At 71.7% G+C, this 26,451-nt stretch carries 22 protein-coding genes, 1 pseudogene and 1 riboswitch; of the genes and pseudogenes, 18 read left to right on the top strand and 5 right to left on the bottom strand.

Translation table 11 applies throughout. The annotated features are described in order from the left end of the window. Positions 1–36: 36 nt before the first annotated feature. From ACIBA9_RS35545 to ACIBA9_RS35515, 7 genes and pseudogenes are all read left to right on the top strand, one after another. Complete coding sequence (locus ACIBA9_RS35545) at positions 37–1,035, top strand: ABC transporter permease (protein ID WP_362161858.1); 999 nt, start codon at positions 37–39, stop codon at positions 1,033–1,035. 34 nt (positions 1,036–1,069) lie between these two features. After that, positions 1,070–2,842 (top strand): ABC transporter substrate-binding protein, encoded by a 1,773-nt coding sequence (locus ACIBA9_RS35540; RefSeq protein WP_399369562.1) that lies wholly within the window; start codon positions 1,070–1,072, stop codon positions 2,840–2,842. A 72-nt stretch (positions 2,843–2,914) separates the two neighbouring features. After that, positions 2,915–3,922, top strand: a complete 1,008-nt coding sequence (locus ACIBA9_RS35535) for an ABC transporter permease (protein WP_362161853.1) — start codon at positions 2,915–2,917, stop codon at positions 3,920–3,922. Further along, complete coding sequence (locus tag ACIBA9_RS35530; protein ID WP_362161850.1) at positions 3,919–5,013, top strand: ABC transporter ATP-binding protein; 1,095 nt, start codon at positions 3,919–3,921, stop codon at positions 5,011–5,013. The genes ACIBA9_RS35535 and ACIBA9_RS35530 overlap by 4 nt, the downstream gene beginning before the upstream one ends. 32 nt (positions 5,014–5,045) lie before the next feature. After that, positions 5,046–6,233, top strand: a pseudogene (locus ACIBA9_RS35525) (ABC transporter ATP-binding protein); the annotation flags it as partial. Between the two features lie 602 nt (positions 6,234–6,835). Continuing rightward, complete coding sequence (locus tag ACIBA9_RS35520) at positions 6,836–8,227, top strand: M1 family metallopeptidase (protein ID WP_399369559.1); 1,392 nt, start codon at positions 6,836–6,838, stop codon at positions 8,225–8,227. Between the two features lie 47 nt (positions 8,228–8,274). Continuing rightward, positions 8,275–8,934, top strand: a complete 660-nt coding sequence (locus tag ACIBA9_RS35515; RefSeq protein ID WP_362161844.1) for a trimeric intracellular cation channel family protein — start codon at positions 8,275–8,277, stop codon at positions 8,932–8,934. Here the strand turns inward: ACIBA9_RS35515 and ACIBA9_RS35510 are convergent. Then, complete coding sequence (locus tag ACIBA9_RS35510) at positions 8,843–10,156, bottom strand: alpha/beta hydrolase (RefSeq protein ID WP_399369557.1); 1,314 nt, start codon at positions 10,154–10,156, stop codon at positions 8,843–8,845. The genes ACIBA9_RS35515 and ACIBA9_RS35510 overlap by 92 nt on opposite strands. A gap of 128 nt (positions 10,157–10,284) precedes the next feature. On the opposite strand from ACIBA9_RS35510, the gene ACIBA9_RS35505 reads away from it, so the two are divergent. Then, entirely contained in the window at positions 10,285–11,148 is an 864-nt protein-coding gene (locus tag ACIBA9_RS35505) for a thioesterase family protein (RefSeq protein WP_362161838.1), read from the top strand. A 125-nt stretch (positions 11,149–11,273) separates the two neighbouring features. Here the strand turns inward: ACIBA9_RS35505 and ACIBA9_RS35500 are convergent, their stop codons facing one another. Next, entirely contained in the window at positions 11,274–11,900 is a 627-nt protein-coding gene (locus tag ACIBA9_RS35500) for a TetR family transcriptional regulator (protein WP_399369555.1), read from the bottom strand. Between the two features lie 145 nt (positions 11,901–12,045). Here ACIBA9_RS35500 and ACIBA9_RS35495 point away from each other — a divergent pair, with 145 nt between their 5' ends. The 3 genes from ACIBA9_RS35495 to ACIBA9_RS35485 all read left to right on the top strand — a co-directional run bounded on the left by ACIBA9_RS35495 (position 12,046) and on the right by ACIBA9_RS35485 (position 13,852). Beyond that, the gene (locus ACIBA9_RS35495; RefSeq protein WP_362161833.1) at positions 12,046–12,210 is read left to right on the top strand and encodes a hypothetical protein; all 165 of its coding nucleotides are present in this window, start codon (positions 12,046–12,048) and stop codon (positions 12,208–12,210) included. A gap of 32 nt (positions 12,211–12,242) precedes the next feature. Then, on the top strand, positions 12,243–12,542 hold the full coding sequence (locus ACIBA9_RS35490; RefSeq protein ID WP_399369553.1) for a DUF4190 domain-containing protein: 300 nt from the start codon (positions 12,243–12,245) through the stop codon (positions 12,540–12,542). Positions 12,543–12,682: 140 nt separating this feature from the next. Beyond that, positions 12,683–13,852, top strand: a complete 1,170-nt coding sequence (locus tag ACIBA9_RS35485) for a cysteine desulfurase family protein (protein ID WP_399369550.1) — start codon at positions 12,683–12,685, stop codon at positions 13,850–13,852. Between the two features lie 38 nt (positions 13,853–13,890). Next, a riboswitch (TPP riboswitch) is annotated at positions 13,891–14,070 on the bottom strand. A gap of 46 nt (positions 14,071–14,116) precedes the next feature. On the opposite strand, the gene ACIBA9_RS35480 is transcribed toward ACIBA9_RS35485, so the two are convergent. Next, positions 14,117–14,809: an N-acetylmuramoyl-L-alanine amidase gene (locus ACIBA9_RS35480; RefSeq protein ID WP_399369548.1), complete on the bottom strand. Its 693-nt coding sequence runs from the start codon at positions 14,807–14,809 to the stop codon at positions 14,117–14,119. 60 nt (positions 14,810–14,869) lie between these two features. On the opposite strand from ACIBA9_RS35480, the gene mnmA reads away from it, so the two are divergent. Beyond that, complete coding sequence (mnmA, locus tag ACIBA9_RS35475) at positions 14,870–16,000, top strand: tRNA 2-thiouridine(34) synthase MnmA (protein ID WP_399369546.1); 1,131 nt, start codon at positions 14,870–14,872, stop codon at positions 15,998–16,000. 740 nt (positions 16,001–16,740) lie between these two features. On the opposite strand, the gene ACIBA9_RS35470 is transcribed toward mnmA, so the two are convergent. Both ACIBA9_RS35470 and ACIBA9_RS35465 read right to left on the bottom strand, forming a co-directional pair. After that, positions 16,741–17,523: an alpha/beta fold hydrolase gene (locus ACIBA9_RS35470; protein WP_399369544.1), complete on the bottom strand. Its 783-nt coding sequence runs from the start codon at positions 17,521–17,523 to the stop codon at positions 16,741–16,743. 37 nt (positions 17,524–17,560) lie between these two features. Continuing rightward, positions 17,561–17,884, bottom strand: coding sequence for a DUF427 domain-containing protein (locus ACIBA9_RS35465; RefSeq protein WP_362161816.1), 324 nt, complete (start codon positions 17,882–17,884; stop codon positions 17,561–17,563). Between the two features lie 51 nt (positions 17,885–17,935). On the opposite strand from ACIBA9_RS35465, the gene ACIBA9_RS35460 reads away from it, so the two are divergent. The 6 genes from ACIBA9_RS35460 (at position 17,936) to gatC (ending at position 26,447) form a co-directional block, all read left to right on the top strand. Next, on the top strand, positions 17,936–18,475 hold the full coding sequence (locus ACIBA9_RS35460) for a TIGR00730 family Rossman fold protein (protein ID WP_399369542.1): 540 nt from the start codon (positions 17,936–17,938) through the stop codon (positions 18,473–18,475). Between the two features lie 16 nt (positions 18,476–18,491). Then, positions 18,492–19,181 carry an SDR family oxidoreductase gene (locus tag ACIBA9_RS35455; protein ID WP_399369540.1) on the top strand — a complete coding sequence of 230 codons (690 nt, stop codon included), beginning with the start codon at positions 18,492–18,494 and terminating at the stop codon, positions 19,179–19,181. Positions 19,182–19,212: 31 nt separating this feature from the next. Beyond that, the gene (locus ACIBA9_RS35450; protein WP_399369538.1) at positions 19,213–20,220 is read left to right on the top strand and encodes a methionine synthase; all 1,008 of its coding nucleotides are present in this window, start codon (positions 19,213–19,215) and stop codon (positions 20,218–20,220) included. Positions 20,221–20,235: 15 nt separating this feature from the next. Beyond that, a complete protein-coding gene (ligA, locus tag ACIBA9_RS35445) occupies positions 20,236–22,431 on the top strand; it encodes an NAD-dependent DNA ligase LigA (RefSeq protein WP_399369536.1) in 2,196 nt (731 codons plus the stop codon). A gap of 257 nt (positions 22,432–22,688) precedes the next feature. Further along, positions 22,689–24,929, top strand: coding sequence for a putative bifunctional diguanylate cyclase/phosphodiesterase (locus ACIBA9_RS35440; protein ID WP_399369534.1), 2,241 nt, complete (start codon positions 22,689–22,691; stop codon positions 24,927–24,929). 1,221 nt (positions 24,930–26,150) lie between these two features. After that, the gene (gene gatC / locus ACIBA9_RS35435; protein WP_018544665.1) at positions 26,151–26,447 is read left to right on the top strand and encodes an Asp-tRNA(Asn)/Glu-tRNA(Gln) amidotransferase subunit GatC; all 297 of its coding nucleotides are present in this window, start codon (positions 26,151–26,153) and stop codon (positions 26,445–26,447) included. Positions 26,448–26,451 lie beyond the last annotated feature (4 nt).

Below are 26,451 nucleotides of genomic sequence, written 5' to 3'. Positions count from 1 at the left end.
CAGGCCGGTCACCACCGGCGAGAGGGGTCGCTCACCGTGACCGCACCGATCGAGACCACCGGGGCGGCAGCCGAGACACAGCCGGAGGCTGTGCTGGAGGGTGCCGGTAAGGGGCAGATCGAGGGTCGTTCCCTGGGCCGGATCGCCTGGACCCGCTTCAAGAGGGACAAGGTCGCCGTCGCCGGTGGCGTCATCGTGATCCTGCTGATCCTCCTCGCGATCCTCTCGCGGCCGATCCAGGCTCTGCTCGGCCTGGACCCGAACGCGTTCCACCAGGACCTGATCACCCCTGACACCTCGCTGCCCAAGGGCAGTTGGGGCGGCATGAGCCTCGACCACCCGCTCGGTGTGGACCCGAAGTTCGGCCGCGACATCGCCACCCGTGTCCTGGAGGGCTCCTGGGTGTCGCTGGTGGTCGCCTTCGGCGCGACGATCCTGTCGAACGTGATCGGCGCGATCATGGGCGTCGTCGCGGGCTACTACGGCGGACGGGTCGACTCGATCATCAGCCGGCTGATGGACACGTTCCTCGCCTTCCCCCTCCTGCTGTTCGCCATCGCGATCTCCGCCACGCTGCAGGGCGGCGCGTTCGGCCTCAACGGGCTGCCGCTGCACCTGAGCGTGCTGATCTTCGTCATCGGCTTCTTCAACTGGCCCTATCTGGGCCGGATCGTCCGCGGCCAGACCCTCGCCCTGCGCGAGCGCGAGTTCGTGGACGCCTCCCGGGGCATGGGCGCCAAGGCCCCTTACATCCTGTTCCGGGAACTGATGCCGAACCTGGTCGGCCCGATCATCGTCTACTCGACGCTGCTCATCCCGACCAACATCCTCTTCGAGGCGTCCCTGAGCTACCTCGGCGTCGGCATCCAGCCTCCGCAGGCCTCCTGGGGCGGCATGCTCCGTGAAGCGGTCACCTACTACCAGGTCGACCCTCAGTACATGATCGTCCCTGGTCTCGCCATCTTCGTGACCGTCCTGGCCTTCAACCTGCTGGGCGACGGTCTCCGCGATGCTCTCGACCCCCGCAGTCGCTGACGCCTGCCACCGAGAGTCCGAAAAGTTTCCGACAATGGAGGGGAAAGCGCCCATCATGCGAAGGTCAGCGCTGGCCGCGATCGCGGCCATCGGCTCCGCCAGTCTGCTTCTCGCAGGCTGCAGCAAGGCCGATGACAACAAGAACGAGAACGGCACCAAGTCGGCCGGGGCCAACGCCGCGACCAAGGGCGTCGTCAACGTGTCGGACAAGAAGGGCGGCACGCTCACCTACGAGCTGTCGGACGTCCCGGACTCGTTCGACCCGGGCAACACGTACTACGCCTACATGTACAACCTCAGCCGGCTGTGGGCCCGCCCGCTGATGACCTTCCAGCCCGGCGCGGGCCAGAAGGGCAACACCCTCGTCCCGGACCTCGCGGCGAGCAAGGGTGTCTCGAGCGACGGCGGCAAGACCTGGACGTACAAGCTGCGTTCGGGCCTGAAGTACGAGGACGGCTCGCCGATCACCTCGAAGGACGTCAAGTACGCCGTCGAGCGCTCCAACTTCGCGCGTGACGTGCTCTCGCTCGGCCCGAACTACTTCCAGCAGTTCATGGCCGGCGGCGACAAGTACAAGGGCCCCTACAAGGACAAGAGCGCCAAGGGCCTGTCCTCCATCGAGACGCCGGACGACACCACGGTCGTCTTCCACCTGAAGCAGGCCTTCCAGGAGTTCGACTACCTGGTCGCCGCCCCGCAGACGGCTCCGGTGCCCAAGGCGAAGGACACGGGCGTCGACTACGTCAAGCACATCGTCTCCTCGGGCTCGTACAAGTTCCAGAGCTACGAGGACGGCAAGCAGGCCGTCCTCGTGCGCAACCCGAACTGGGACGCCAAGACGGACCCGCTGCGCAAGCAGCTGCCGGACAAGATCGTCGTCAAGCTGAAGGTCAACCCGGACACCATCGACCAGGACGTCCTGGCCGGCGACGCGATCGACCTGGCCGGTACCGGTGTCCAGGCCTCCACCCAGGCCAAGGTGCTCACCGACACCGCCAAGAAGGCCAACACGGACAACACCTACGGTGGCCGTCTGGTCTACGTGGCGATCAACACCCAGGTCGCGCCGTTCGACAAGGTCGAGTGCCGCAAGGCCGTCCAGTACGCGATCGACAAGGTCTCGGTGCAGACCGCCGAGGGCGGCCCGATCCGCGGTGACGTGGCCTCCACCGTCCTGCCGCCCGACATCCCGGGCTACGCCAAGTCCGACGTCTACGCCACGGCCGGTGGCAAGGGTGACGTCGCCAAGGCCAAGGACCAGCTGAAGGCCTGTGGCAAGTCCTCGATCTCGACGAACATCTCGGCCCGCTCGGACCGTCCGCAGGAGATCGACGCCGCCACGGCGATCATCAACTCGCTGAAGAAGGTCGGCGTCAACGCCACCCTCAAGCAGTACCCGTCCGGCAAGTACTTCACCGACTACGCGGGTGTGCCGAAGTTCACCAAGAAGCAGAACATCGGCCTGGAGATGATGCAGTGGGGTGCCGACTGGCCCTCCGGCTACGGCTTCCTGCAGCAGATCCTGAACGGCAAGGCGATCAGCCAGTCCGGTAACACCAACCTGTCGCAGTACGACAACAAGGACGTCAACGCCCTGCTGGGCAAGGCGATCGGTACCCAGGACGACACCCAGCGCAACAACCTCTACACGCAGATCGACAAGAAGACCATGGACGATGCCGTCATCGTCCCGCTGACCTACTTCAAGGTCCTGCTTGCCCGCCCGCAGAACTACACCAACCTGGTTTCCACGGCGGCCTTCAGCGGTCAGTACGACTACCTCAACATCGGCGTCGCGTCGAAGTAGCAGCCCCGGAAGGCAGGTGAAGGCATTGGTGCCCGCGGGCTTCGCGGCCCGCGGGCACCAGCGCCGGTCCCCGTGATCTCGTACATCCTCCGCCGGACGTTCGCGGCAGTGATCCTGCTGCTGGTCGTCTCCGCGGTCACCTTCGCCATCTTCTTCCTGCTGCCACGGCTCGTCGGCCAGACAGCGGACCAGTTGGCGCAGCAGTACATCGGCAAGAGCCCGTCACCGGCGGACATCGCCGCTGTCAAGCACAACCTCGGTCTGGACCAGCCCGTCTACGTCCAGTACTGGCACTTCATCAAGGGGATCGTGGCCGGCGCCACCTACGACCTCGGCCCCACCACGGTGCACTGCGACGCACCCTGCTTCGGCTACTCCTTCAAGAACCACCAGGCGGTCTGGCCGGAGCTCACCTCACGTCTTCCGATCACCCTCTCGCTCGCCGTGGGTGCCGCCGTGCTGTGGCTGCTCTCGGGCGTGGTGGCCGGTGTCGTCTCGGCACTGAAGCCGCGCTCGGTGCTCGACCGGGGCTTCATGGGCATCGCGCTCACCGGCGTCTCGCTGCCCATGTTCTTCACGGGCAACCTGGCGATCCTGCTCTTCGAATACCAGTGGCCGATCTTCGGCAAGACCTACGTCCCGTTCACCGACAACCCCTCGCAGTGGGCCAACACCCTCTTCCCTGCGTGGTGTTCGCTCGCCCTGCTGTACTCCGCCATCTACGCGCGGCTCACCCGCTCGGGCATGCTGGAGACGATGAACGAGGACTTCATCCGCACGGCCCGGGCGAAGGGCCTGCGGGAGCGCACCGTCGTCACCCGGCACGGACTGCGCGCCGCGCTCACGCCGATCATCACCGTCTTCGGCATGGACATCGGCCTGCTGCTCGGCGGTGCCGTGATCACCGAGTCGGTGTTCTCGCTGCCCGGCATCGGCCAGTACGCGGTGCAGGGCATCACCGACAACGACCTGCCCAAGATCCTCGGCGTGACCCTGCTCGCCGCCTTCTTCGTCGTCATAGCAAATCTCCTGGTGGACGTGCTCTACGCCGCCGCCGACCCGCGGGTGAGGCTCTCGTGACCGAACTCTCCAAGACCGGTGCCGCCGTGGGGGAGCCCGCCTCCCCCGGCAAGGCACCCGAGGCCTTCCTCGAGGTCCGTGACCTCAGGGTGCACTTCCCGACCGACGACGGCGTGGTCAAGTCCGTCGACGGGCTCAGCTTCTCGCTGGAGAAGGGCCGGACCCTGGCCGTCGTCGGTGAGTCCGGCTCCGGCAAGTCGGTCACCTCGCAGGCCATCATGGGCCTGCACCGGCTCGGCACCCGCGGCAAGAACGTGCGGATGACCGGCGAGATCTGGCTGGACGGCAAGGAACTGGTCTCCGCCGCCCCGGACGAGGTGCGCAAGCTCCGCGGCCGCGAGATGGCGATGATCTTCCAGGACCCGCTGTCCGCGATGCACCCCTACTACAAGATCGGCGACCAGATCGTCGAGGCCTACCGGGTGCACCACGACGTCAGCAGGAAGGTCGCCCGCAAGCGCGCCATCGAGATGCTCGACCGGGTCGGCATCCCCGAGCCCGCCAAGCGTGTCGACGGCTACCCGCACGAGTTCTCCGGCGGTATGCGCCAGCGCGCCATGATCGCCATGGCGCTGGTGAACAACCCCGAGCTGCTCATCGCGGACGAGCCGACCACCGCCCTCGACGTGACCGTCCAGGCGCAGATCCTCGACCTGATCCGGGACCTGCAGAAGGAGTTCGGCTCCGCGGTCATCATGATCACCCACGACCTGGGTGTGGTGGCCGAGATCGCCGACGACGTCCTCGTGATGTACGGCGGCCGGTGCATCGAGCGTGGTCCGGCCGACGAGGTCTTCGAGCAGCCGCAGCACCCCTACACCTGGGGCCTGCTCGGCTCGATGCCCCGCATCGACCGCGAGACCTCCGAACGGCTCATCCCGGTCAAGGGCCAGCCGCCGAGCCTCATCAACGTCCCCTCGGGCTGCGCCTTCCACCCGCGCTGCCCGTACGCGGACATCCCCAAGGGGAACGTCACCCGCACGGTGCGCCCCGAGCTGGAGCAGGTGAACGGCGGCCACTGGTCCGCCTGCCACCTCCCGGCGGAGGACCGTCAGCGGATCTGGACCGAAGAGATTGCGCCGAAGCTGTGAGTGAGACCAAGAAGACGGACGAGGCCGAGGCCGTGATCCCGCAGCAGGCGCCGGCTCCCGACGACGCCGCGGCGGAGCGCGAGGTGCTGCTCCGGGTCGAGGGCCTGACCAAGCACTTCCCGATCAAGAAGGGCATCCTGCAGCGCCAGGTCGGCGCCGTGAAGGCCGTCGACGGCATCGACTTCGAGGTGCGCAAGGGCGAGACCCTTGGCGTGGTCGGCGAGTCGGGCTGCGGCAAGTCGACCATGGGCCGGGTCATCACCCGGTTGCAGGACCCGACCGGCGGCAAGATCACCTTCGAGGGCCAGGACATCACGCGGCTCAGCACCGGGCAGATGCGCCCGCTGCGCCGCGACATTCAGATGATCTTCCAGGACCCCTACGGCTCCCTGAACCCCCGCCACACCATCGGCTCGATCGTCTCGGCGCCCTTCCGGCTGCAGAACGTCGAGCCCGAGGGCGGGGTGAAGAAGGAGGTCCAGCGGCTCCTGGAGCTGGTCGGTCTGAGCCCCGAGCACTACAACCGCTATCCGCACGAGTTCTCCGGCGGTCAGCGCCAGCGCATCGGCATCGCCCGCGCGCTCGCCCTGAAGCCGAAGCTGGTCGTGGCGGACGAGCCGGTGTCGGCGCTGGACGTCTCGATCCAGGCGCAGGTCGTCAACCTCATGGACGACCTCCAGCAGGAGCTGGGCCTGACCTACGTCATCATCGCGCACGACCTCTCCGTCGTCCGGCACGTCTCGGACCGGATCGCGGTGATGTACCTGGGCAAGATCGTCGAGTTGGCGGACCGCAACGCGCTGTACGAGGCGCCGATGCACCCGTACACCAAGGCGCTGATGTCGGCCGTGCCGGTGCCGGACACCCGGCGCCGGGGGCAGAAGAGCGAGCGCATCCTGCTCCGCGGTGACGTCCCCTCGCCGATCGCGCCGCCCTCGGGCTGCCGCTTCCACACCCGGTGCTGGAAGGCGACGCAGATCTGCAAGACCACCGAGCCGCAGCTCGTGGAGCTGAAGCCGGGTCAGCGGGTCGCCTGCCACCACCCGGAGAACTTCGCCGACCAGGCCCCGCAGGACACGGTCCTGCTCTCGGCGGCGAAGGAGGCGTCCGAGCTGGTCCCGGACGCGCTCGTCTCGGGCACGGTCGAGGCCGCGGAGCCCGAGGCTCCCGCGAAGGCCGAGGATAAGGCCGTCGCCGACGAGGCCGCCGCGAAGGCCGAGGCCAAGGTCGCCGACAAGGACGCCGCCAAGGACGCCGTGAAGGCTGCCGAGAAGGTCGACGTGAAGGCCGAGGACAAGGACGCCGCGAAGGCCGACGTGAAGGTCGAGGAAAAGGCCGACGACAAGGCCGACGGCGAGGTCGCCGCGAAGGCCGAGGAGAAGGCCGCCGCGACCGACGAGGCCAAGGCCGCCGACAAGGACGCCGCGAAGGCCGACGACAAGGCCGATGTGGAGGCCGACGACAAGGCCGAGGGCGAGGTCGCCGCGAAGGCCGTCAAGAAGGCTTCCGTGGCGAAGGCTTCCGCCGGGAAGACCGGTCCCGGTGCGAAGAGCACGCCGGAGCCGGCCGTGTCCGACACCGACGGCGCTGCCGAGGAGCCCACCTCCGCCACCGGCGCCGCCACCGACGCTCCCTCCGAGGAGCCGGCGGCCATCGCCGAGGAGACGGCGCGCGAGGCCGGGACCGACTCCCCGGAGCCGACCGACAAGTAGCGCCGCGGCACCACATGACGACTGAGCAAAGTCATGTACATGCCTGAAGGGGAGAGTGCAGAGTCGTCCGTGTCCGAGCACTGATCGGTACACGCGCGAAAGGGACGACCATGGCACTCTCCCGTTCGGCACGTTTGGCGGCCGCCGTCACCGCGGCGGCCTCCTTCTTCGTCATCGCCGCCGCCCCCGCCCCCACCCCCGGCGCGCCCGGCATCGGCGACGACTACTTCCCGCGGCTGGGCAACGGCGGCTTCGACGCCCGCCATTACGACCTGGACATCGCCTACGCCCCGGACACCGGCCGTATGGACGGCCGTACGACCCTGCGCGCGCGTGCCACCCAGAACCTCTCCACTTTCGATCTCGACCTGCAACAGCTGTCGATCCGGAGAATCGAGGTCGACGGCAGGACGGCGCGGTTCACACGCGACGGCGACGAGATCACCGTCACGCCCCGCGAAAGCCTGGGCGAGGGACGCGACTTCACCGTCTCGGTCACCTACGGCGGCGTACCCGAGCCCCTCAGCGGCCCCATCGTGTTCGGCTCCCAGTACGGCTGGATGAAGACGAACGACGGCGTCTTCGTCGCCTGCGAACCCAACGCCGCCTCCACCTGGTTCCCGTCGAGCGACCACCCCTCCGACAAGGCCACCTACGACATCCGGATCAAGGCGCCCAAGGGCCTGACCGCGGTCTCCAACGGCCGGCTGATATCGACGTACGACCGGCACGGCTCGACGTACACGCACTGGCGCGAGAGCCGGCCGATGGCGACGTACCTCGCCACCGCCACCATCGGGAAGTTCGACGTGCGCACCGGACGCACCCCCGGCGGCACGCCGATCTACGTCGCCATCGACCCCGTGCTGAAGAACGGCAACAGCGTGGACGTGTACGCGGTCACCGCCGCGGCCACCGACTACTGGTCGCGGGTGTTCGGGCCGTACCCCTTCGAGGAGACCGGCGCGATCGTCGACGACATGCCCGAGGCCGGGTTCTCGCTGGAGGTGCAGAGCAAGCCCGCCTACTCGGCCGTGCGCAATGAGACGACCATCGTGCACGAACTGGCCCACCAGTGGTTCGGCGACTCGGTGAGCGTGGCCCGGTGGAAGGACGTCTGGCTCAACGAGGGCTTCGCCACCTACGCCCAGTGGCTGTGGGCCGAGCACCAGGGCATCCGCTCCGCCCACGACTCCTTCCGCGCCGGCTACGACGCCCGGCCCGCCGACTCCTCCTTCTGGCAGACCGAGGTGGCCGACCCGCAGCGGGACACGATGTTCGCCTCCGCCGTCTACCAGCGCGGCGCGATGACGCTCCAGGCGCTGCGCGAGCGGATCGGCGACACTGCCTTCTTCCGGCTGCTGCCCGCCTGGACCAGCCTGCACCGCTACGGCAACGCGAGCACCGCAGACTTCATCCGGCTCGCCGAGCGCGTCAGCGGCCGTCAGCTGGACGACCTGTTCGACGCCTGGCTGTTCTCGACAGGGAAGCCCGCCCTGTAGGCCTGGCTTTGTAAGGTTCAGGCGCTCCGGCGGGTGAGAATGTCAGGGTGCAGCTCCAGCAACTCTTCAGTCCCTCCGTCCAGCACACGCTCGATGTCATCGGCATCTTCGTGTTCGCGATCTCCGGCGCGCTGCTGGCCGTCCGCAAGAACTTCGACGTCTTCGGCATCGCCGTCCTCGCCGAGGTCACCGCGCTGGGCGGGGGGCTCTTCCGTGACCTGATCATCGGAGCCGTGCCGCCGGCCGCGTTCACGGACCTCGGGTACTTCCTCACGCCGCTGCTCGCCACGCTCGTGGTCTTCTTCCTGCACCCGCACGTGGAGCGCATCCAGGCGGCGGTGCTCGTCTTCGACGCGGCCGGCCTCGGCCTGTTCTGTGTGAGCGGTACGACGAAGGCGTACAGCTACGGGCTCGGCCTGACCGCGTCGGTGACGCTGGGGCTGGCCACCGCCGTCGGCGGCGGCGTGCTGCGGGACGTGCTCGCCAACGAGGTGCCGTCCCTGCTGCGCTGGGACCGCGACCTGTACGCGGTCCCGGCGATCGTCGGCGCCACGATGGTCGCGCTGTGCATCCACTACGGCGCGCTGACCCCGTTCACCAGCGGGCTCGCGGTCGTCACGGCCTTCGCGCTGCGGCTGCTCGCGATGCGGTTCCACTGGCGAGCGCCGCGCGCGTGGAATCGTCGTTCGACCGTGACGGAGGAGTAGGACCGCCGGCTCCGGCAGCCGTCCCGGTGAGGGAGGCGGTCGTCCCGGTGAGGGCGCCGCTCGCCCCGGTGGAGGCGCCGTCCCGGCCCGCCGGGGTACGGCCCTGGCCCAGCTGAAGGGTGAGCCAGCGGAAGGCGGCCGGGACCTGTGGACGCCACAGCTCCATGGTGTGGCCGCCCGCGCTGCGCGGCAGGAACACCACGCGTACGGTCGTCGGCGCCTTGGCGACCGACTCCAGGGCCACGCCCGCCTGGTAGCCGTCACCGGACTCGCCGGAGAGGTACAGCGCGACCCGGGGCGGCACGGGCGCCCTCTTCAGCAGCAGATAGGGGTTGTTCGCGGCGCGCAGGGCCGGGCTCTGGGCGGTGAGCGAGCCGGGTTCGCCGATCGGGTCGTTGTAGCCGGACATGCTCACCGCGGCCCGGTAGCGGTCCGGGTGGGCCACGGCCAGCTTGGCCGCGCAGTGCGCGCCCGCCGAGTAGCCCGCCACCGCCCAGCCGCGGGGCGCCGGCTGGGCCCGGAAGTTGTCCGTGACCATCTTCGGCACGTCGATGCTGAGCCAGCTGTCGGCGTTCACCTGGCCGGGGACGTTGGCGCAGCCGGTGTCGACGCCCGCCAGCAGATTGGTGCGCGGGGCGACCAGGATGAACGGCGCCACCCGCCCGCTCCGCATCAGCGGCAGCAGCTGTTCGTGCGCCCTCATCGCCCCGAACCAGGCCTGCGCGGAACCGGGGTAGCCGGGCAGCAGCTCCACCACCGGGAACCTGGTGTGCCGGTGGGCCGGGTCGCCGTACTGCGGCGGCAGCCAGACGTAGACCTCGGCGTTCACGCCCGAGACCCGGCCCTTGAGCTGGGTGACGCGCACCCCGCCGGCCGCGTGCATGCCGGGGCCGCCGGCCGTGGAGAAGGTCTGCTTGACGCGGGGCAGGCGCCTGACCGCTATCCCGCCGGTGCCGTCCCGCCCCAGGTCCGCCGCCTGCTGGACGTGGTTGCCGGTACCGAGCAGGTCGTCCCAGTCGCCGTAGAGATTGTTCTGGTTGTTGACCAGCACGAAGACCAGGGCGACGGCCGTGCCCTGGGCGAACAGCAGCATCAGCACCCGGGCCGCGGCCCGCAGGGGCCGGGGCCCGCGCATCCGCGACCACAGGACGAGCGGCAGGACGAGGGCGACCACCGCCAGTACGACGATCGTGTAGAGGAACGGAGTCCCGGTGAGGCTCATGCCCCCATAGAGGGGAATCCGCGGCTCCGGGTTGTGGACGTGTCGGGACACTTACCGAGAAATTGCCGGATCATGTCCGGAGCCGGGGAAAGCTACCGCTTAGTAATTGCCTGTTGTACCGTTCATCCATGCCAGAAGCAGCTTCCGCCCCCTCCTCACCGCGGGCCATGATCGGCGACAGCGAGTTCGACCGCGACACCGCGGTCACCCGGCGCGAGGCCGACGTCTACGACACCGACCTCTCGGCCGGCTGGACCATCATCAACGCCGTCAACGGCGGCTATCTGCTGGCCGTGCTCGGCCGGGCCCTCGCGGACGCCCTGCCGCACCCGGACCCCTTCACCGTCTCCGCGCACTACCTCACCGCCTCCCGGCCCGGCCCGGCGGTCGTCCGCACCCAGACGGTCCGCACCGGTCGCACCCTCTCCACCGGCCAGGCCTCGCTCTTCCAGTACGACGACCAGGGCAACGAGGTCGAACGGATCCGCGTCCTCGCCTCCTACGGCGACCTGTCGGCCCTGCCCGACGACGTCCGTACGACGGCGACGCCGCCCGCGATCCCGCCCATGGACCAGTGCTTCGGCCCCGCCGACGCCCCCGCCCCGGTGCCGGGCAGCTCGGCGATCACCGACCGCCTGATGCTCAAGCTGGACCCCGCCACCCTCGGCTGGGCGCTGGGCGCCCCCTCGGGCAAGGGCGAGATGCGCGCCTGGTTCGGCCTCGCCGACGGCCGTGACGCCGACCCGCTGTCCCTGCTGCTCACCGTGGACGCCCTGCCGCCCACCGCCTTCGAGATCGGCATCATGGGCTGGGTGCCCACGGTGGAACTCACCGTCCATGTCCGGCACCGCCCGGCCCCCGGCCCGCTGCGGGTGGCGATCACCACCCGCAACCTGGCCGGCGGCTACCTGGAGGAGGACGCCGAGGTCTGGGACAGCGCCGACCGCCTGGTCGCCCAGTCCCGCCAGCTGGCCCGCGTCCGGCTCGGCTGACCGACAGCTGCGCCGCGGTCCGGGGTCGCGCCGTGGCGGCCCCGCGCGGGTGATCCTCCACCGAGCGCGCGCAACCCGCCGGGCCCGGCCGCCGGCCGGGCCCGGGCCCGGCCGTGTCGGCGGGCTCAGTCCTGCCAGTGGGCGCGGCCGATGCTGATGAGCCTCAGCTGCCTGGTCGCGAGCCGCGTCACGCGCGCCCGCTCCTCCGGCGAAGCCTCCAGCGTCTCCAGGAACAGGGAGGCGGTGATGAGCATCTGGTCGACGTAGAGGTGTGCGAGCATCAGCAGGTCGTCGTCGCTCCAGCCCGCCGCCTGGGGGTCCTTGGCCAGCTCGGCCTTCACCTCCTGGGCGAACCGGGCCAGTTGGTCCCGGATGGCCTCGCGCACCGGCTGCACCCCGCCGTGCCGCTCGCGGGCGATGAACCGCACGTGCGCCGGGAACGCCTCGACATGACGGGCGATCAACTCCACCGCGCCCACGATGCGTTCGGAGCTGTCGCCGGTGGTGGACACCGTTGTCCGCACCATCGGGTGCAGACTGCCCAGCGCCTCGTCGACCAGGGCGACGCCGAGGTCGGCGGTCGAGCGGAAGTGCCGATAGAAGGCGGTGGGGGCGACACCGACGGCCCGGGTGACCTCGCGCAGTCCCAGGCTGCTCAGGCTCTGCTCCTCCAGCAGGGCGAGTGCCGCGTCGAGGAACGCCTGCCGGGTCTTCTGCTTCTGGGCCTGCCGGATACCGAGGGTGTGACTCATGTCATCCAGTTAACAACTGTTCTCCGGAATTGAAAAGCCGTCGGACGCGCTAGACTCGAAGTCAGTGAACAACTGTTACTACAACTGTTCACCCAAGCTTCACACCGGCTGAACACGAGGCATCCCGGAGGGGGGATCTCATCCCATGCTGTTCCTCGTCGCCGCACTCATGCTGCTCGGTGTCGTGATGGGCACCGTGGCCCACGCGCCGCTGACCGTCACCGCCGTGATGGCCGCCGTCATCGCCGTCTGGCTCGGCGTCTTCGCGCTCCGCGAGCGCCACGCCCGCCGCCGCACCCCGGCCAACTGACCGTCGGACAGGACCTCAAGGAGCTGAGCACCATGCAACTCACCGCACCGGCGACCAGCCGCACCGACACCACCCGTACGGGCACCGGCACTCGCCCGCGCACCCGCGACGCCGACGGCATGGCCGTCGCGTCCTTCATTCTCGGCCTTCTCGGGCTGCTCGTCCTCAACCTCTTCCTCGGCCCCGTCGCGATCGCGCTCGCCGCCGTCGCCCTCAGGCGCGGGACGGTCCGCCGCGGGCGCGCCTGGCTCGGCCTGGCCCTGGGCGTGGCCGACCTGGTGGTCCTGGCGACCGTGATGCAGGCGTCCCACACGCTGTCCTGGAGTCTGTGACCCACCACCGAGCGCGCGAGAAGCCCCGAGGACGACGGGGCCCGCCGCGCACGGATCACCGGGGAACGGCGAGGCCCGCGCCCCCGTCACCCCACGCGGCCGAAGCCGGTGGGCGGGGGACCCGTAGAATCGGGCACACCATGGCTTACCTCGACCACGCCGCCACGACCCCGATGCTCCCGGAGGCGGCGGAGGCACTGACCGCCCAGCTGAGCATCACCGGCAACGCGTCCTCCCTGCACGCCTCCGGCCGCCTGGCCCGCCGCACGGTCGAGGAGTCCCGCGAAACCCTCGCGGAAGCGCTGGGCGCGCGCCCCAGCGAGGTCGTCTTCACCTCCGGCGGCACCGAGGCCGACAACCTCGCCGTGAAGGGCCTGTTCTGGTCCCGCCGGGCCGCCGACCCGGCCCGCGTCCGCGTCCTGTCCGGCCCCGTCGAACACCACGCGGTCCTCGACGCCGTGCACTGGCTCGCTGAACACGAGGGCGCCACCGTCGAGTACCTCCCCGTCGACTCCTACGGCCGCGTCCACCCCGAAGCGCTGCGCGAGGCGATCGCCCGCAACCCCAAGGACGTCGCCCTGGCCACGGTGATGTGGGCCAACAACGAGATCGGCACGGTCATGGCGGTCCGCGAACTCGCCGACGTGGCCGCCGAGTTCGGCGTCCCGTTGCACTCCGACGCGGTCCAGGCCTTCGGTCAGCTCCCGGTCGACTTCGCCGCCTCCGGCCTCGCCGCGATGACCGTCTCCGGCCACAAGGTCGGCGGTCCGTACGGCATCGGCGCGCTGCTGCTGGGCCGCGAGTACACCCCCGTCCCGGTCCTGCACGGCGGCGGCCAGGAACGGCACGTGCGCTCCGGCACCCTGGACGTCCCGGCCATCGCGTCCTTCGCCGTCGCCGGGCGCCACGCCGCCGAGCGGCGTTCGTGGTTCGCGCGCGAGATCGGTGCCCTGCGCGACCGGTTGGTCGACGCCGTCCGCGGCGCCGTACCGGACGCGATCCTCGGCGGCGACCCCGCGCCCGAGGGCCGACTCCCGGCCAACGCGCACTTCACCTTCCCGGGCTGCGAGGGCGACTCCCTGCTGCTCCTGCTGGACGCCCAGGGCATCGAGTGCTCCACCGGCTCCGCCTGCACCGCGGGCGTCGCCCAGCCCAGCCATGTGCTGCTCGCCACCGGCACGGATCCCGAACTGGCCCGCGGCACCCTGCGCTTCTCGCTCGGCCACACCTCCACCGAGGCGGACGTCGAGGCGGTCGCCAAGGCGATCGGCCCGGCGGTGGAACGGGCCCGCGCGGCCGGACTCAGCTGAGACGCGAAAGCGGACGCGAAAGCCGCGCCCCACGCCGACGACCTACGAGGCGGGTTCCCTTCGCCGGCATGGTCCGGATCAGGTGACTGGGGGTCGCCGTCGGGTTCTGTACCAGCAACCGTCGGCCTCTCAGTCCGAGCGTCGACGTCGGCACCAGCGCAGACCGTCTGCCTGTCGCTGAAGTCGGCTACTCCGCTTGGACTCCCTCACTCGTCTCGCAGGTCTGACTTGAGTATAAAACCCCTCATACCAGACAAAAAAGGGCTAACTTCTTGATTTTTCGCCGGCCGCCCGCGCCTGTTTGACCAGCCTCAGATAGCGCTCCCAGTCCCAGTGCGGCCCCGGATCCGTGTGGTCCGTGCCCGGCACCTCCACATGGCCGATGACGTGCTCGCGGTCCACGGGCATGCCATACCGCTCGCAGACCGCCGCCGTCAGCCGCGCCGACGCCGCGTACAGGGCGTCCGTGAAGGAGGAGGCGTCCTCCACGAAGCCCTCGTGCTCGATGCCGACGCTGCGTTCGTTGAACTGCCGGTTGCCCGCGTGGAACGCCACGTCCAGCTCCCGGATCAGCTGGGTGACCTGCCCGTCCGCGCGCACGATGTAGTGCGCGGCCGCGCCGTGCGCCGGGTCTTGGAAGACCTTCACCGCCGACGCGTAGCCGCCCTGCGTGACGTGCACGACCACCCGGTCCACCGGATAGTCGTCCGGCCGGTCCGCGCGCCGGTAGTTCGCCGGCGAGGCCGCCACCCAGCGCGCGCCCCGGAAGTCCACCGCGCCCGGCGTGCGCGGTCTCTCCACCCCCGGCAGCCGCCACCACAGCCGGGACAGCTCGTCCCGGGCGAGCACCGCCGTGCCCAGGGCGGCCGCGGCCCCGCCGGCCAGCAGGGCGCGCCGCCCCAGCCGACGGCCGGTGTCGCCTCCCGGCGCTCCCGCGCTGTCCTCGCTCGCCCCCATGCCACCCCCAACGGATATCGGGCGGACCCGGTTCCCGCGCCCCCGTACCCTGGAAGGGCTATGACTGACACCCCGCAGCGCACCCGTCCCCTCCGCGTCCTCGCCGCCATGTCCGGCGGGGTCGACTCCGCCGTCGCCGCCGCGCGCGCGGCGGAAGCCGGCCATGACGTCACCGGCGTCCACCTCGCGCTCTCCGCGAACCCCCAGTCCTTCCGCACCGGCGCGCGGGGCTGTTGCACCATCGAGGACTCGCGGGACGCCCGCCGCGCGGCCGACGTCATCGGCATCCCGTTCTACGTCTGGGACCTCGCCGACCGCTTCCGGGAGGACGTCGTCGAGGACTTCGTCGCCGAGTACGAGGCCGGCCGCACCCCGAACCCGTGCCTGCGCTGCAACGAGAAGATCAAGTTCGCCGCGCTGCTGGACAAGGCGCTGGCCCTCGGCTTCGACGCCGTCTGCACCGGCCACTACGCCAAGGTGATCGTCGGCGAGGACGGCGCGCGTGAGCTGCACCGCGCCTCCGACATGGCCAAGGACCAGTCCTACGTCCTCGGCGTCCTGGACGACCGGCAGCTCGCCCACGCGATGTTCCCCCTCGGCGACACGGTCACCACCAAGGAGGAGATCCGCGCCGAGGCCGAGCGCCGGGGCCTCGCGGTGGCCAAGAAGCCGGACTCGCACGACATCTGCTTCATCGCCGACGGCGACACCCAGGGCTTCCTGGCCGACCGGCTCGGCCGCGCCGAGGGCGACATCGTCGACGAGGACGGCAACCGCCTGGGCACGCACGAGGGCGCGTACGGCTTCACCATCGGCCAGCGCAAGGGCCTGCGCATCGGCACCCCGGCCTCCGACGGCAAGCCGCGTTACGTCCTGGACATCTCCCCGGTCACCAACACGGTCACCGTCGGCCCCGCGGCCGCCCTGGACGTCACCGCCCTCACCGCGATCAAGCCCCGCTGGTGCGGCACCGCCCCGGCCGGACCCGGCACCTACACCGCCCAGCTGCGCGCGCACGGCGGCGAGACCGAGGTGACCGCCGAGACGGTCGACGGCGAACTGCGCGTCACCTTCACCGAGCCGGTCCGCGGAGTCGCCCCCGGCCAGGCGATCGTGCTCTACGACGGCACGCGCGTGGTGGGCTCGGCGACGATCGCATCGACCACGCGCGCGACGGCCGCCGCGGTCTGATCCGGGCGGCGGTCTGATCCGGGCGGCGGTCTGATCCGGGCGACGGTCCCAGCCGGGCCGCGGTCCGAGGCGGGTCGCCGGGGACGCCGACGGGCGGGGCCCGCGCGGTGTGGGCCGTGCCGGCTAGCCGGCGGCGAAGTCTGCGGCGACGGTCGCGTCGACCACGCGCGCGACGGCCGCGGCGGTCCGAGCCGGGCCGCGGGCTGATCCGGGCCGCGGTCCGAGGCGGGCCGGGGTCCGAGGCGAGCCGGGGTCCGAGGCGAGCCGCCAGGGACGCCGCCGACCGGGGCCCGCGCGGGCCGGGCCGCGCGTGGTGGGGTTGACCACGCGCGCGACGGCCGCCGCGGTCCGAGGCGGGCCGGGGTCCGAGGAGGGCCGCCGGGGACGCCGCCGGCCGGGGCATCCGCGGCCGGGCCGGCCGTGGTGAGGTCGGCGACGATCGCATCGACCACGCGTGCGACGGCCGCCGCGTCTGATCCGGGCGGCGGTCCGAGGCGGGCCGCCGGGGACGCCGCCGGCCGGGGCCCGCGCGGTGCCGGCCGTGCCGGCTAGCCGGCGGCGAAGTCCGCGGCGACGATCGCGTCGACCACGCGCGCGACGGCCGCGGCGGTCTGATCCGGGCGGCCGTCTGATCCGGGCCGCGGGCTGATCCGATCCGACGGCCCGAGCCGGGTCGCGGTCCGAGGCGGGCCGCCGGGGACGCCGCCGGCCCGGACCCCGCGCGGCCCGGGCCGTGCCGGCTAGCCGGTGACGAAGTCTGCCAGTACCGGTCCCAGTACGTCCGGTTCCACCATGTGGGTCTGCCCCTCCAGGACCTCGTGCCGACCCCGGGGAACCGCCTGCGCGACCGCGCGGGACGCCTCGCGCATCCACTCCGGGCTCGCCCCGCCCGCGACGGACAGCACGGGCACCGAGATCGCGGCGAGCCGCTCCCGGGGGAGCAGACCGTCGCCCATGACGGCGTCGTCGTAGGCGAGACTCGGCGCGGCGGCCTCCATCCCGGCCCACATCGGCGACCGGCGGGCACTCTCGATCATCTCCTCGCCCAGCCCGGTCAGGCGCAGGAACAGCGCCACCGCGTCCCCGCGCCGGCCCGCGTCGAGCGCCTCGGTCAACCGCTCCTTGTACACGGCCTCCCGCTCGGCGCCGCCCGGCAGGAAGTCGGCGAACGGCGCCTCGTAGACGGCGACCCGGCCGACCGGCAGACCGCTCGCCGCCGCCCGCAGGACCAGCGCGCCGCCGGAGGACACTCCGAACAGCGCGCTCTCACCGCCCACCGCGTCGATCAGCGCGGCCAGGTCCTCGATCTCCCGGGCCACCTCGTAGGGCGGTGTGTCACCGCTCGCGCCACGGCCCCGGCGGTCGTACACGACGGCCGTGCAGCGCTCCGCGAGCCGCTGGGCCAGGGGCGCCACCGTGCCACCGGTGGACATCGCGCCGCTCACCAGGACCACCGTGGGCCCCTGGCCGCTCACCTGGTACGCGAGGGACGTGCCGTCGCGAGAAGTCGTCCTCTTGTCCATGCCCGTGCAGACTGCCCTACCGCACGGGACTCATCGGTCACGACACGTCGGGCCGGTAGAAGCAGAGGTGATCCTTGATCGCGGCCACGTCCTCCTTCGGTTCCGGGTACGCCCAGGCCAGGTCGGGCGCGTCCGGCAGCGACCAGTAGGACGCGGTGCCCTTGAACGGGCAGACGGTGTGGGTCTCGGACGGGGTCAGCAAGTCCAGGCGGACGTCCTCGGCGGGGATGTAGTACCGCTCCGGACAGCCCGTCTCGCGTAGCACGAGGGCTCGGTCGCTCTCGGCGAGCACCTGGTCGCCGTGCACCACGCGCACGTGCCGCTCGCCGTCTTCGATGATGATCGTGTGTCCTTGGGCCATACCAGCACAGCACCGCAAGGGCCGCGGTTCTTCCCGCGTACCGTGGAGGCCATGAACATCTGCGTCTTCCTGTCCGCCGCCGACCTCGACGAGCGGTACACGCGCCCCGCGCGCGAGTTCGGCGAACTCGTCGGCAAGGCCGGCCACACCCTGGTCTGGGGCGGCTCCGACAGCGGCCTGATGAAGGTCGTCGCGGACGGTGTGCAGGAGGCCGGCGGCCGACTGCTGGGCGTCTCCGTGGAGTTCCTCGCGAACAAGGCCCGGCCCGGCGCGGACGAGATGGTCATCGCCGCCGACCTCGGCGAGCGCAAGAAGCTGCTGCTGGAGAAGGCCGACGCCGTGGTGATCATGGTGGGCGGCACCGGCACGCTGGACGAGGCGACCGAGATCCTGGAGCTGAAGAAGCACGGCCGCACCACCAAACCGGTCGTGCTGCTCAACACCGCGGGCTTCTACGACGGCCTGGAGGAGCAGTTCCGCCGCATGGAGGCCGAGGGCTTCCTGCCGCGTCCGCTGTCCGAGCTGGTCACCTTCGCCGCGAAGCCGGCCGCCGCCCTGGCCCACCTGGAGGAGCGACTCGGCCGCCACTGATGCGAGCATGGCGGGCATGGCTACTCATCTGATCACCGGGGCCGGTTCCGGCATCGGCGCCGCCGTGGCCGGCCGGCTGCACGCGCGCGGGGACGACCTCGTGCTGCACGCGCGCGACGCCGGCCGGGCGAAGGAACTGGCCGCGCGGTTCCCCGGGGCGAGCACCCTGGTCGGCGACCTCGCGGACCCGGACAAGCTGTCCTGGGCGTTCTCCCACCAGACGCTCCCGGACCGGGTGGACTCCCTGCTGCACATCGCCGGGGTGGTCGACCTCGGCCCGGTCGGCGACCTGACCCCGAAGTCCTGGCGCCACCAGCTCAACGTCAACCTGATCGCCCCCGCCGAGCTGACCCGGCACTTCCTGCCGCAGCTGCGCGCGGCCCGCGGACATGTGATCTTCGTCAACTCCGGTGCCGGACTCAGCGCGTCCGCCGGCTGGTCCGCGTACGCGGCCTCCAAGCACGGTCTGAAGGCGCTCGCCGACTCCCTGCGCCAGGAGGAGCACGCCGGCGGCGTCCGGGTCACCTCGGTCTACCCCGGCCGCACGGCGAGCCCCATGCAGGCCAAGGTCCACCAGCAGGAGGGCAGGGAGTACGACGCCGACCGGTGGATCGACCCCGAGTCGGTCGCCACGACGATCCTGATGGCACTGGATCTGCCGAGGGACGCGGAGATCAACGACCTGACGGTACGGCCGGGCCGCTGACCTCGGCCCCCGGGTTCCGTAGGCTTCCCGGGTGAGCGAAAACAGCGTGTTCAGATTCGGTGGTGCCACCGGGGTCGGGTCCCTGCCCGGCGGTGATGCCCACGAGGCCGCCAAGACCGCCACCGGATCCCTCGAGGACTTCCCCTTCCTCGCCGAACTGCCCGCCCGGGGCCCCGGCGCCGACATGATCGGCCGCACCACCGGCCTGCTGGTCGAGCTGTACGCGCGCGTGGAGCCCAGCGGCTGGCGGATCGGGGACCGGCCCGGCCGGGACACCCGCCGGGCCCGGTCCTGGCTGACACAGGACCTCGACGCGCTGGAGGAGTACACCCAGGGCTACCAGGGCGACCTGAAGGTGCAGGCGGTCGGCCCGTGGACGCTGGCCGCCACCCTGGAGCTGAGGAACGGCGAGGTCGCCCTGTCGGACCCCGGCGCCTGCCGTGACCTCGCCGCCTCGCTGGGGGAGGGGCTGCGCCTGCACCTCGCCGATGTACGCCGGCGCGTACCCGGCGCCCGGCTCGTGCTGCAACTGGACGAGCCCTCCCTCACCGCCGTGCTGCGCGGACAGGTGCGCAGCGCCAGCGGCTACCGCACGCACCGGGCCGTGGACCGGCAGGTGGCCGAGTCCACCCTGCGCGACCTGGTCGGGGTGAACGACGGCGGACCCGTCGTGGTCCACTCCTGCGCCCCCGACGTCCCGTTCGCCCTGCTGCGCCGGGCGGGCGCGGCCGGTGTCTCCTTCGACTTCTCCCTGCTCACCGAGCGTGACGACGATGTGATCGGGGAGGCGGTCGAGGGCGGCACGCGGCTGTTCGCCGGTGTCGTCCCCGGCACGGACGGCCCGTTGTCAGACCCTGCCGGTAGCGTCATGGGTGTCAGGACGTTGTGGCGCAGGCTGGGCCTGCGACCGGAGCTGCTCGCGGAGGCGGTCACGCTCACCCCGGCGTGCGGTCTGGCGGGAGCTTCACCCGCCTACGCGCGCCAGGCACTGGCCCACTGCGTCCGGGCGGCGAGATCCCTCGCGGACAACCCAGAGTAACGGGAGGACAACACGGTGGCCGGCGACAAGCAAGCGGAGACCACGGCGGTGCCCGCGGAGGCCCGCGAGCAGCACGCGCAGCTGGCGGAGCAGATCGAGGAGCACCGCTTCCGGTACTACGTGAAGGACGCCCCCGTCGTCAGCGACGCGGAGTTCGACCGCCTCCTGAAGACCCTGGAGTCCCTGGAGGAGAAGTACCCGGAGCTGCGCACCCCGGACTCGCCGACCCAGAAGGTCGCGGGGTCCTACGAGACGGAGTTCACCTCCGTCGAGCACCGCCAGCGGATGCTCTCCCTGGACAACACCTTCAACGACGACGACCTCGCCGCCTGGGTCGACCGCATCGCGCGCGAACTGGGCGAGCAGGAGTACCACTTCCTGTGCGAGCTGAAGGTCGACGGCCTCGCGGTCAACCTCACCTACGAGCACGGCCGCCTCACCCGGGCGGCGACCCGCGGCGACGGCCGCACCGGCGAGGACATCACCCCGAACGTCCGCACGATCACGGAGATCCCGGACCGCCTGCACGGCGACGAGGTCCCCGACCTGGTGGAGATCCGCGGCGAGGTCTACTTCCCGATGGAGCGGTTCCTCGAACTCAACGAGCGCCTGGTCGCCGCCGGGGACAAGCCCTTCGCCAACCCGCGCAACGCGGCGGCCGGTTCGCTGCGCCAGAAGGACCCGCGGGTCACCGCCACCCGGCCGCTGCACATGGTCGTCCACGGCATCGGCGCCCTGGAGGGCTTCTCGGGCATGACCCGCCTCTCCCAGGCGTACGACCTGCTGAAGACCTGGGGCCTGCCCACCTCCCCGCACAACCGCGTGGTCGACGACCTCGACGGCGTCCGGGAGTTCATCGCGTACTACGGCGAGAACCGGCACTCCGTGGAGCACGAGATCGACGGTGTCGTCGTCAAACTGGACGAGATCCGTCTCCAGGGGCGCCTCGGGTCCACCGCGCGGGCGCCGCGCTGGGCGATCGCCTACAAGTACGCGCCGGAAGAGGTCAACACCAAACTCATCGACATCAAGGTGGGCGTCGGCCGCACCGGCCGCGTCACGCCGTACGCCCAGGTCGAGCCGGTCACGGTCGCGGGCAGCGAGGTCGAGTTCGCCACCCTGCACAACCAGGAGGTCGTCAAGGCCAAGGGCGTGCTCATCGGGGACACCGTGGTGATCCGCAAGGCCGGTGACGTCATCCCGGAGATCCTCGGCCCGGTGGTCGACCTGCGCGACGGTGGCGAGCGGGAGTTCGTGATGCCGGCGAAGTGCCCCGAGTGCGGGACACCGCTGCGGCCCATGAAGGAGGGCGACATCGACCTCCGCTGCCCCAACGCCCGCACCTGCCCCGCCCAGTTGCGGGAGCGCGTCTCCTACCTCGCGGGCCGCGAATGCCTGGACATCGAGCACTTCGGGGCGGTGGCCGCCGCCGCGCTCACCCGCCCGCTGGAGCCGGCCGACCCGCCGCTGGTCGACGAGGGCGATCTGTTCGACCTGACGGTGGACAAGCTGCTTCCCATCAAGGCCTATGTCCTCGATCCGGACAGCGGTCTGCCCAAGCACGACCCCAAGACGGGCGAGGAGAAGGTCGTCACGGTCTTCGCCAACCAGAAGGGCGAGCCGAAGAAGAACACCCTCGCCCTGCTGGAGCACATCGAGGCCGCCAAACAGCGCCCGTTGGCCCGATTCCTCAACGGACTGTCCATCCGGCACGTGGGACCGGTCGCGGCGCAGGCCCTGGCCCGGGAGTTCCGCTCCGTCGACCGCATCGAACAGGCCACCGAGGCGGAGCTGGCGGCCACCGACGGTGTCGGCCCGATCATCGCCGCCGCGCTCAAGGAATGGTTCGCCGAGGACTGGCACCGCGAGATCGTCCGCAAGTGGAAGGCCGCCGGAGTCCCGCTGGAGGAGCGGTCGACCGGCGAGGACGAGGGCCCGCGCCCGCTGGAGGGGCTCACCGTCGTCGTGACCGGCACCCTGGAGAACTTCACCCGGGACGGCGCCAAGGACGCCCTCCAGAGCAGAGGCGCGAAGGTGACCGGATCGGTCTCGAAGAAGACCTCGTTCGTCGTCGTGGGTGACAACCCCGGATCGAAGTACGACAAGGCCATGCAACTGAAGGTCCCCGTCCTGAACGAGGACGGTTTCGGCGTCCTTTTGGAGCAGGGGCCCGAAGCGGCGGCCGAAGTCGCGCTTCCGACCGGGGAGTAGCGGTTGAAGGCCACCCGTTCGGCGCATATCAGTTGCATACGGGTGGCCCGGGCGCATTCGGGCAACCGTCGACGACCGGTGCCCGAGAAAGCCTTCTGCGGCCTACTGTTGAGAGGTGCGCCTGCCGTGCCCAGCTGCGGTCGGGGCATCCCCCTGTCCGCCGAGGGCGGGGAAGGACTCTTCGACGCGGAGCCGCTGATGGTCGTCGGGCATCGGACCGCGTGGCGTGGGCACCGCCGGCTGTGAGAGGGACGGGAATGGAACCGACCGATAGCGTCGCCCCGGACTCACGGCTGCGCCTGCGCCGCCGTGCGGTCGCGTGGCGGGGAAACCGGTGGACGGGGCGGGGCGACGGACGGACGGGCGGACAGCCGCGCCCGGCCGGACCGCGCACCGCCGCCGAGCCGCACACCCCCATACCCCTGACCGCCCACCCCACCCCCGGCCTGACCGGCGCCGACACCGAACGGCACCCGTCCTGGCCCGCGCTGCCCGCATCCGTCGTGGCCGCCGCCGCCCTCACCCTCGGCGCCGGCTTCTACCGCGCCTTCACCGACCACCACGCCCTCTTCCCGTCCGGCACCGTCGGCTGGTCGCTGGCCCTGCTCACCGGCGTCATCGTCGGACACCTCGTCATGCTGGGCCGCGCCCGCTGGTGGGGTGGCACCGGCTCCGGCGCCGCCCTCACCCTCGCCGTACTACTGCTCTACGGCTGGGTGGCCGCCGGCATGGTCAGCCTCACGGTCGTCGTCCTCGTCGGCGTCGCCCGGCGCCACCGGTGGCGCCAGGGCATACTGCACGGCGCGGTGGACATCCTCGGCATCGGCGTCGGCGCCCTGCTGCTCGGCGCGTTCGGCCGGGTGCCGAGTGTCGAGACGCCCTGGCGGCCCGCCGGCTGGAGCGCCACCACCGTGCCCGAGGTCGTCCTCGTCGCGGTCGCCTATCTCGCCGTCAGCCGCGGCCTGCTGTGGTACCTGCACGCCCCGCGCGGCGGCGGGGTGCCCACCGTCGCGCGCACCGCCCTGGTCAGGCAGGGCCTGGTCGCCGTCGCGCTGCTCGGCATCGCACCCCTGGTGTGTGTCGTCGCCGACGCCCAGCCGGTCCTGCTCCCGCTGTTCGCCATCCCGCTGATCGCCCTCGACTCCACCCTGTGGATGGCCCGCGCCCGTGCCGAGGAGCAGCTGCGCGACCCGCTGACCGGACTGCCCAACCGCCAGTGGCTGCTGGAGCGGATCTGGACCGCCCTCGACGACGCCGAGCGCATCGGCGCCCGCGCCGCCCTCATGTTGATCGACCTCGATCGGTTCCGGTCGGTGAACGACACCCTCGGTCATCTGGCGGGGGACCGGCTGCTGCTCCAGATCGCCGACCGGCTGCGGCTCGCCCTGCCGCGCGGGGCGGAGGCCGCGCGGCTCGGCGGTGACGAGTTCGCCGTCTTACTTCCCGTCGCCGACTCCACGACGTCCGCCACGCGGATCGCCCGTGGTCTCGTCGGCGCCCTCAGCTCTCCGCTCGACCTCGACGGGCTCATCCTCGTCCTGGAGGCCAGCGCCGGCGTCGCCGTCTACCCCGACCACGCCCTGGACGCCGAAGGCCTGCTGCGCCGGGCCGACGTGGCGATGTACCAGGCGAAGCGGGACCGCACGGGCGTCGAGGTGTACGAGTCCAAGCGTGACTCCAACACCCCCGACCGCCTCGGCCTGCTGGGCGATCTGCGCCGCGCCCTGGACGCGCACGAGGTGCAGCTGCACTACCAGCCCAAGGTCCGCTTCGACGGACAGGTGGCCGGCCTGGAGGCGCTGGTGCGGTGGGTGCATCCCGAGCGCGGGAAGGTTCCGCCGGACGAGTTCATAGCGATCGCCGAGTCCTCGGGGCTGATGCCCCACCTGACCGAGTACGTCCTCGACACCGCGCTCGCCCAGGTCGCCCGCTGGCGGGCCCAGGGGCTGCGGGTCCCGGTCGCCGTCAACGTCTCCCCCCGCGACGTCCACACCCCCGGTTTCGCCGGCTCGGTCGCCGCGCGCCTCGCCCGGCACGGGGTGCCCGCCGGGGCGCTCCAGCTGGAGATAACGGAACACGTCCTGCTGGAGGACCCCCAGCGGGCCGCCGACACCCTCGCCGGACTCACCGGGCACGGCGTGAAGATGTCCCTCGACGACTTCGGCACGGGCTATTCGTCCCTGGTCCATCTGCGGCGGCTGCCCGTCAGCGAACTGAAGATCGACCGCTCCTTCGTGGCCCGGCTGGCCGTCGACAACGAGGACGCGGAGATCGTCCGCTGCACCGTCGACCTCGCCCATTCGCTGGGCCTCCTCGTCGTCGCCGAGGGCGTGGAGGACGACGAGACCTGGGAGCGCCTGCGGGACCTCGGCTGCGACGCGGTACAGGGCTGGCTGGTCGCGGCGGCGATGCCCCCGGAGGAGGCGACGGCGTGGCTGCTGGCCCGAGGCTCCCGAGGCTGGCAACGCCCCCGCGCAGCCCTCCCAGCCGCGGAATAACCCCGCCCCCCGGCACCCCGTCCCAGCACCGCCCGCCTACCCCGTCCCACCGCCACCTGCCCGCGCCACGGGACCCGCTCCGGCCCCCTAGCCCCACCCCGACGCCTCCCGCCGACGGTCCTCCGGGTTCGGCCCCGCCCGCCTACGCTGCTCCCTCCGGCCTGCTCCCGGGGCCGTCCCACCGCCGCCTGCCCGCATCACGGGGGCCCGCTCCGGCCCCTCCCCAGCCCCACCCCAGCGCCTCCCGCCGACGGTCCTCCGGCTCCGGCCCCGCTCTCCGGCCTGCTCCCGGGGCCGTTCCGGCCCCACCCCAACACCTCCCGCCGACGGTCCTCCGGCTCCGCCCCCGCCCCTCGGTCTGCTCCCCGCTGCCCTCTGGGCCGGCCCTCGCCCCCGCCGAAGGCGGGCCCCTCCGGCAGCCCGCCAGCTTCCCGGTCCCTTGCGCTGCCGCGCCTGCCCGCACACGGGGGCCCGCGCCAGCCGACCCTCCGGCCCGGCCCCCGGGTCCGTCCGGCGTCATCCCAGGGGGGCGTTCCGGCAATCCTTCTGCCCAGTCCACGGTGATCTCCGGACGGCCCTCGCACCCGCCCCCAGGCTTCCTCCGGCGGCCCGCCTGTCTTCTCCCCGGGGCCTTTGCGGCGGCCCACCTGCCCGGTCCTCGAGGTGGGTCCGGGCCTCTCCACCCGCTGCTCCGGGCCGTCCCCGGGAGCTACCCGCCTGCCTCGCGAGGTCTGGTCCACCGACCGTCCGGCGCGCTGCCCGTGGCCGTTCCGGCGCCCTCCCGCCTCCTTCATGGGGGGCGTTCCGCCAACCCCCGGCCCACTCTCCACGGTGTCCATCGGTCGGCTTTCGCACCCGCCCCCGCGCCAGCTCCGACGGCCCGCCGCCTCGCCCTTCGCACAGCCCCCCCCCGTGTCCCTCCACCCGCTGCCCCGAGCCGCCCGGACGGCCTGCCCCGCGCGAGCCGTTCCGGCGGCCGGTCCGCCACCCCCGGCGGTCCCGCTGCCCGGCCTCGCCGGCCCCGCCGGTTCCTCCGTCAACCCCAGGCCCGCCCGCCCCGGAGGGTCGCCCTTCGGCCGGTGGGTGGTGGGCTCGGGGGCCTGGTCGGTGCCCGGTGTGGTGCCGTGTGGGGTGGGGGACGTGAAACCGTTTCACCGGCATGGGGCGGCGCCCCATAGGATTGGCCCCAAACCACACGCACTCACCCCAGAGGAACGCTGCATGCCTGGCATCACGCGCGAGGAGGTCGCCCACCTCGCCCGGCTGGCGCGTCTGGAGCTGAAGCCCGAAGAACTCGACCACTTCGCAGGCCAGCTGGACGACATCATCGGCGCGGTCGCCCGCGTCAGCGAGGTCGCCGACCAAGACGTACCGCCGACCTCACACCCGCTCCCGCTGACCAACGTCATGCGGGCGGACGAGGTCCGTCCCTCGCTCACCCCCGCCCAGGCGCTCTCCGGCGCCCCGGCCCAGGAGCAGCAGCGTTTCAAGGTGCCGCAGATCCTGGGGGAGGACTAAACCG

It is taken from the genome of Streptomyces sp. NPDC051452, from assembly GCF_044454765.1.
In the GTDB taxonomy this organism is placed as follows: Bacteria; Actinomycetota; Actinomycetes; order Streptomycetales; family Streptomycetaceae; genus Streptomyces.
This window is presented reverse-complemented; position numbering and strand designations above follow the sequence as displayed.

Bases quoted from the DNA above. Each gene is read 5' to 3' on its own strand.
- ACIBA9_RS35505 (WP_362161838.1), top strand. From the start codon at position 10,285: ATGCCAGAAGCAGCTTCCGCCCCCTCCTCACCGCGGGCCATGATCGGC.
- ACIBA9_RS35490 (WP_399369553.1), top strand. From the start codon at position 12,243: ATGCAACTCACCGCACCGGCGACCAGCCGCACCGACACCACCCGTACG.
- ACIBA9_RS35500 (WP_399369555.1), bottom strand. From the start codon at position 11,900: ATGAGTCACACCCTCGGTATCCGGCAGGCCCAGAAGCAGAAGACCCGG.
- ACIBA9_RS35460 (WP_399369542.1), top strand. From the start codon at position 17,936: ATGAACATCTGCGTCTTCCTGTCCGCCGCCGACCTCGACGAGCGGTAC.
- ACIBA9_RS35485 (WP_399369550.1), top strand. From the start codon at position 12,683: ATGGCTTACCTCGACCACGCCGCCACGACCCCGATGCTCCCGGAGGCG.
- ACIBA9_RS35520 (WP_399369559.1), top strand. From the start codon at position 6,836: ATGGCACTCTCCCGTTCGGCACGTTTGGCGGCCGCCGTCACCGCGGCG.
- ACIBA9_RS35455 (WP_399369540.1), top strand. From the start codon at position 18,492: ATGGCTACTCATCTGATCACCGGGGCCGGTTCCGGCATCGGCGCCGCC.
- mnmA (WP_399369546.1), top strand. From the start codon at position 14,870: ATGACTGACACCCCGCAGCGCACCCGTCCCCTCCGCGTCCTCGCCGCC.
- gatC (WP_018544665.1), top strand. From the start codon at position 26,151: ATGCCTGGCATCACGCGCGAGGAGGTCGCCCACCTCGCCCGGCTGGCG.
- ACIBA9_RS35440 (WP_399369534.1), top strand. From the start codon at position 22,689: ATGGAACCGACCGATAGCGTCGCCCCGGACTCACGGCTGCGCCTGCGC.
- ACIBA9_RS35540 (WP_399369562.1), top strand. From the start codon at position 1,070: ATGGAGGGGAAAGCGCCCATCATGCGAAGGTCAGCGCTGGCCGCGATC.
- ACIBA9_RS35465 (WP_362161816.1), bottom strand. From the start codon at position 17,884: ATGGCCCAAGGACACACGATCATCATCGAAGACGGCGAGCGGCACGTG.
- ACIBA9_RS35480 (WP_399369548.1), bottom strand. From the start codon at position 14,809: ATGGGGGCGAGCGAGGACAGCGCGGGAGCGCCGGGAGGCGACACCGGC.
- ACIBA9_RS35495 (WP_362161833.1), top strand. From the start codon at position 12,046: ATGCTGTTCCTCGTCGCCGCACTCATGCTGCTCGGTGTCGTGATGGGC.
- ACIBA9_RS35470 (WP_399369544.1), bottom strand. From the start codon at position 17,523: ATGGACAAGAGGACGACTTCTCGCGACGGCACGTCCCTCGCGTACCAG.
- ACIBA9_RS35510 (WP_399369557.1), bottom strand. From the start codon at position 10,156: ATGAGCCTCACCGGGACTCCGTTCCTCTACACGATCGTCGTACTGGCG.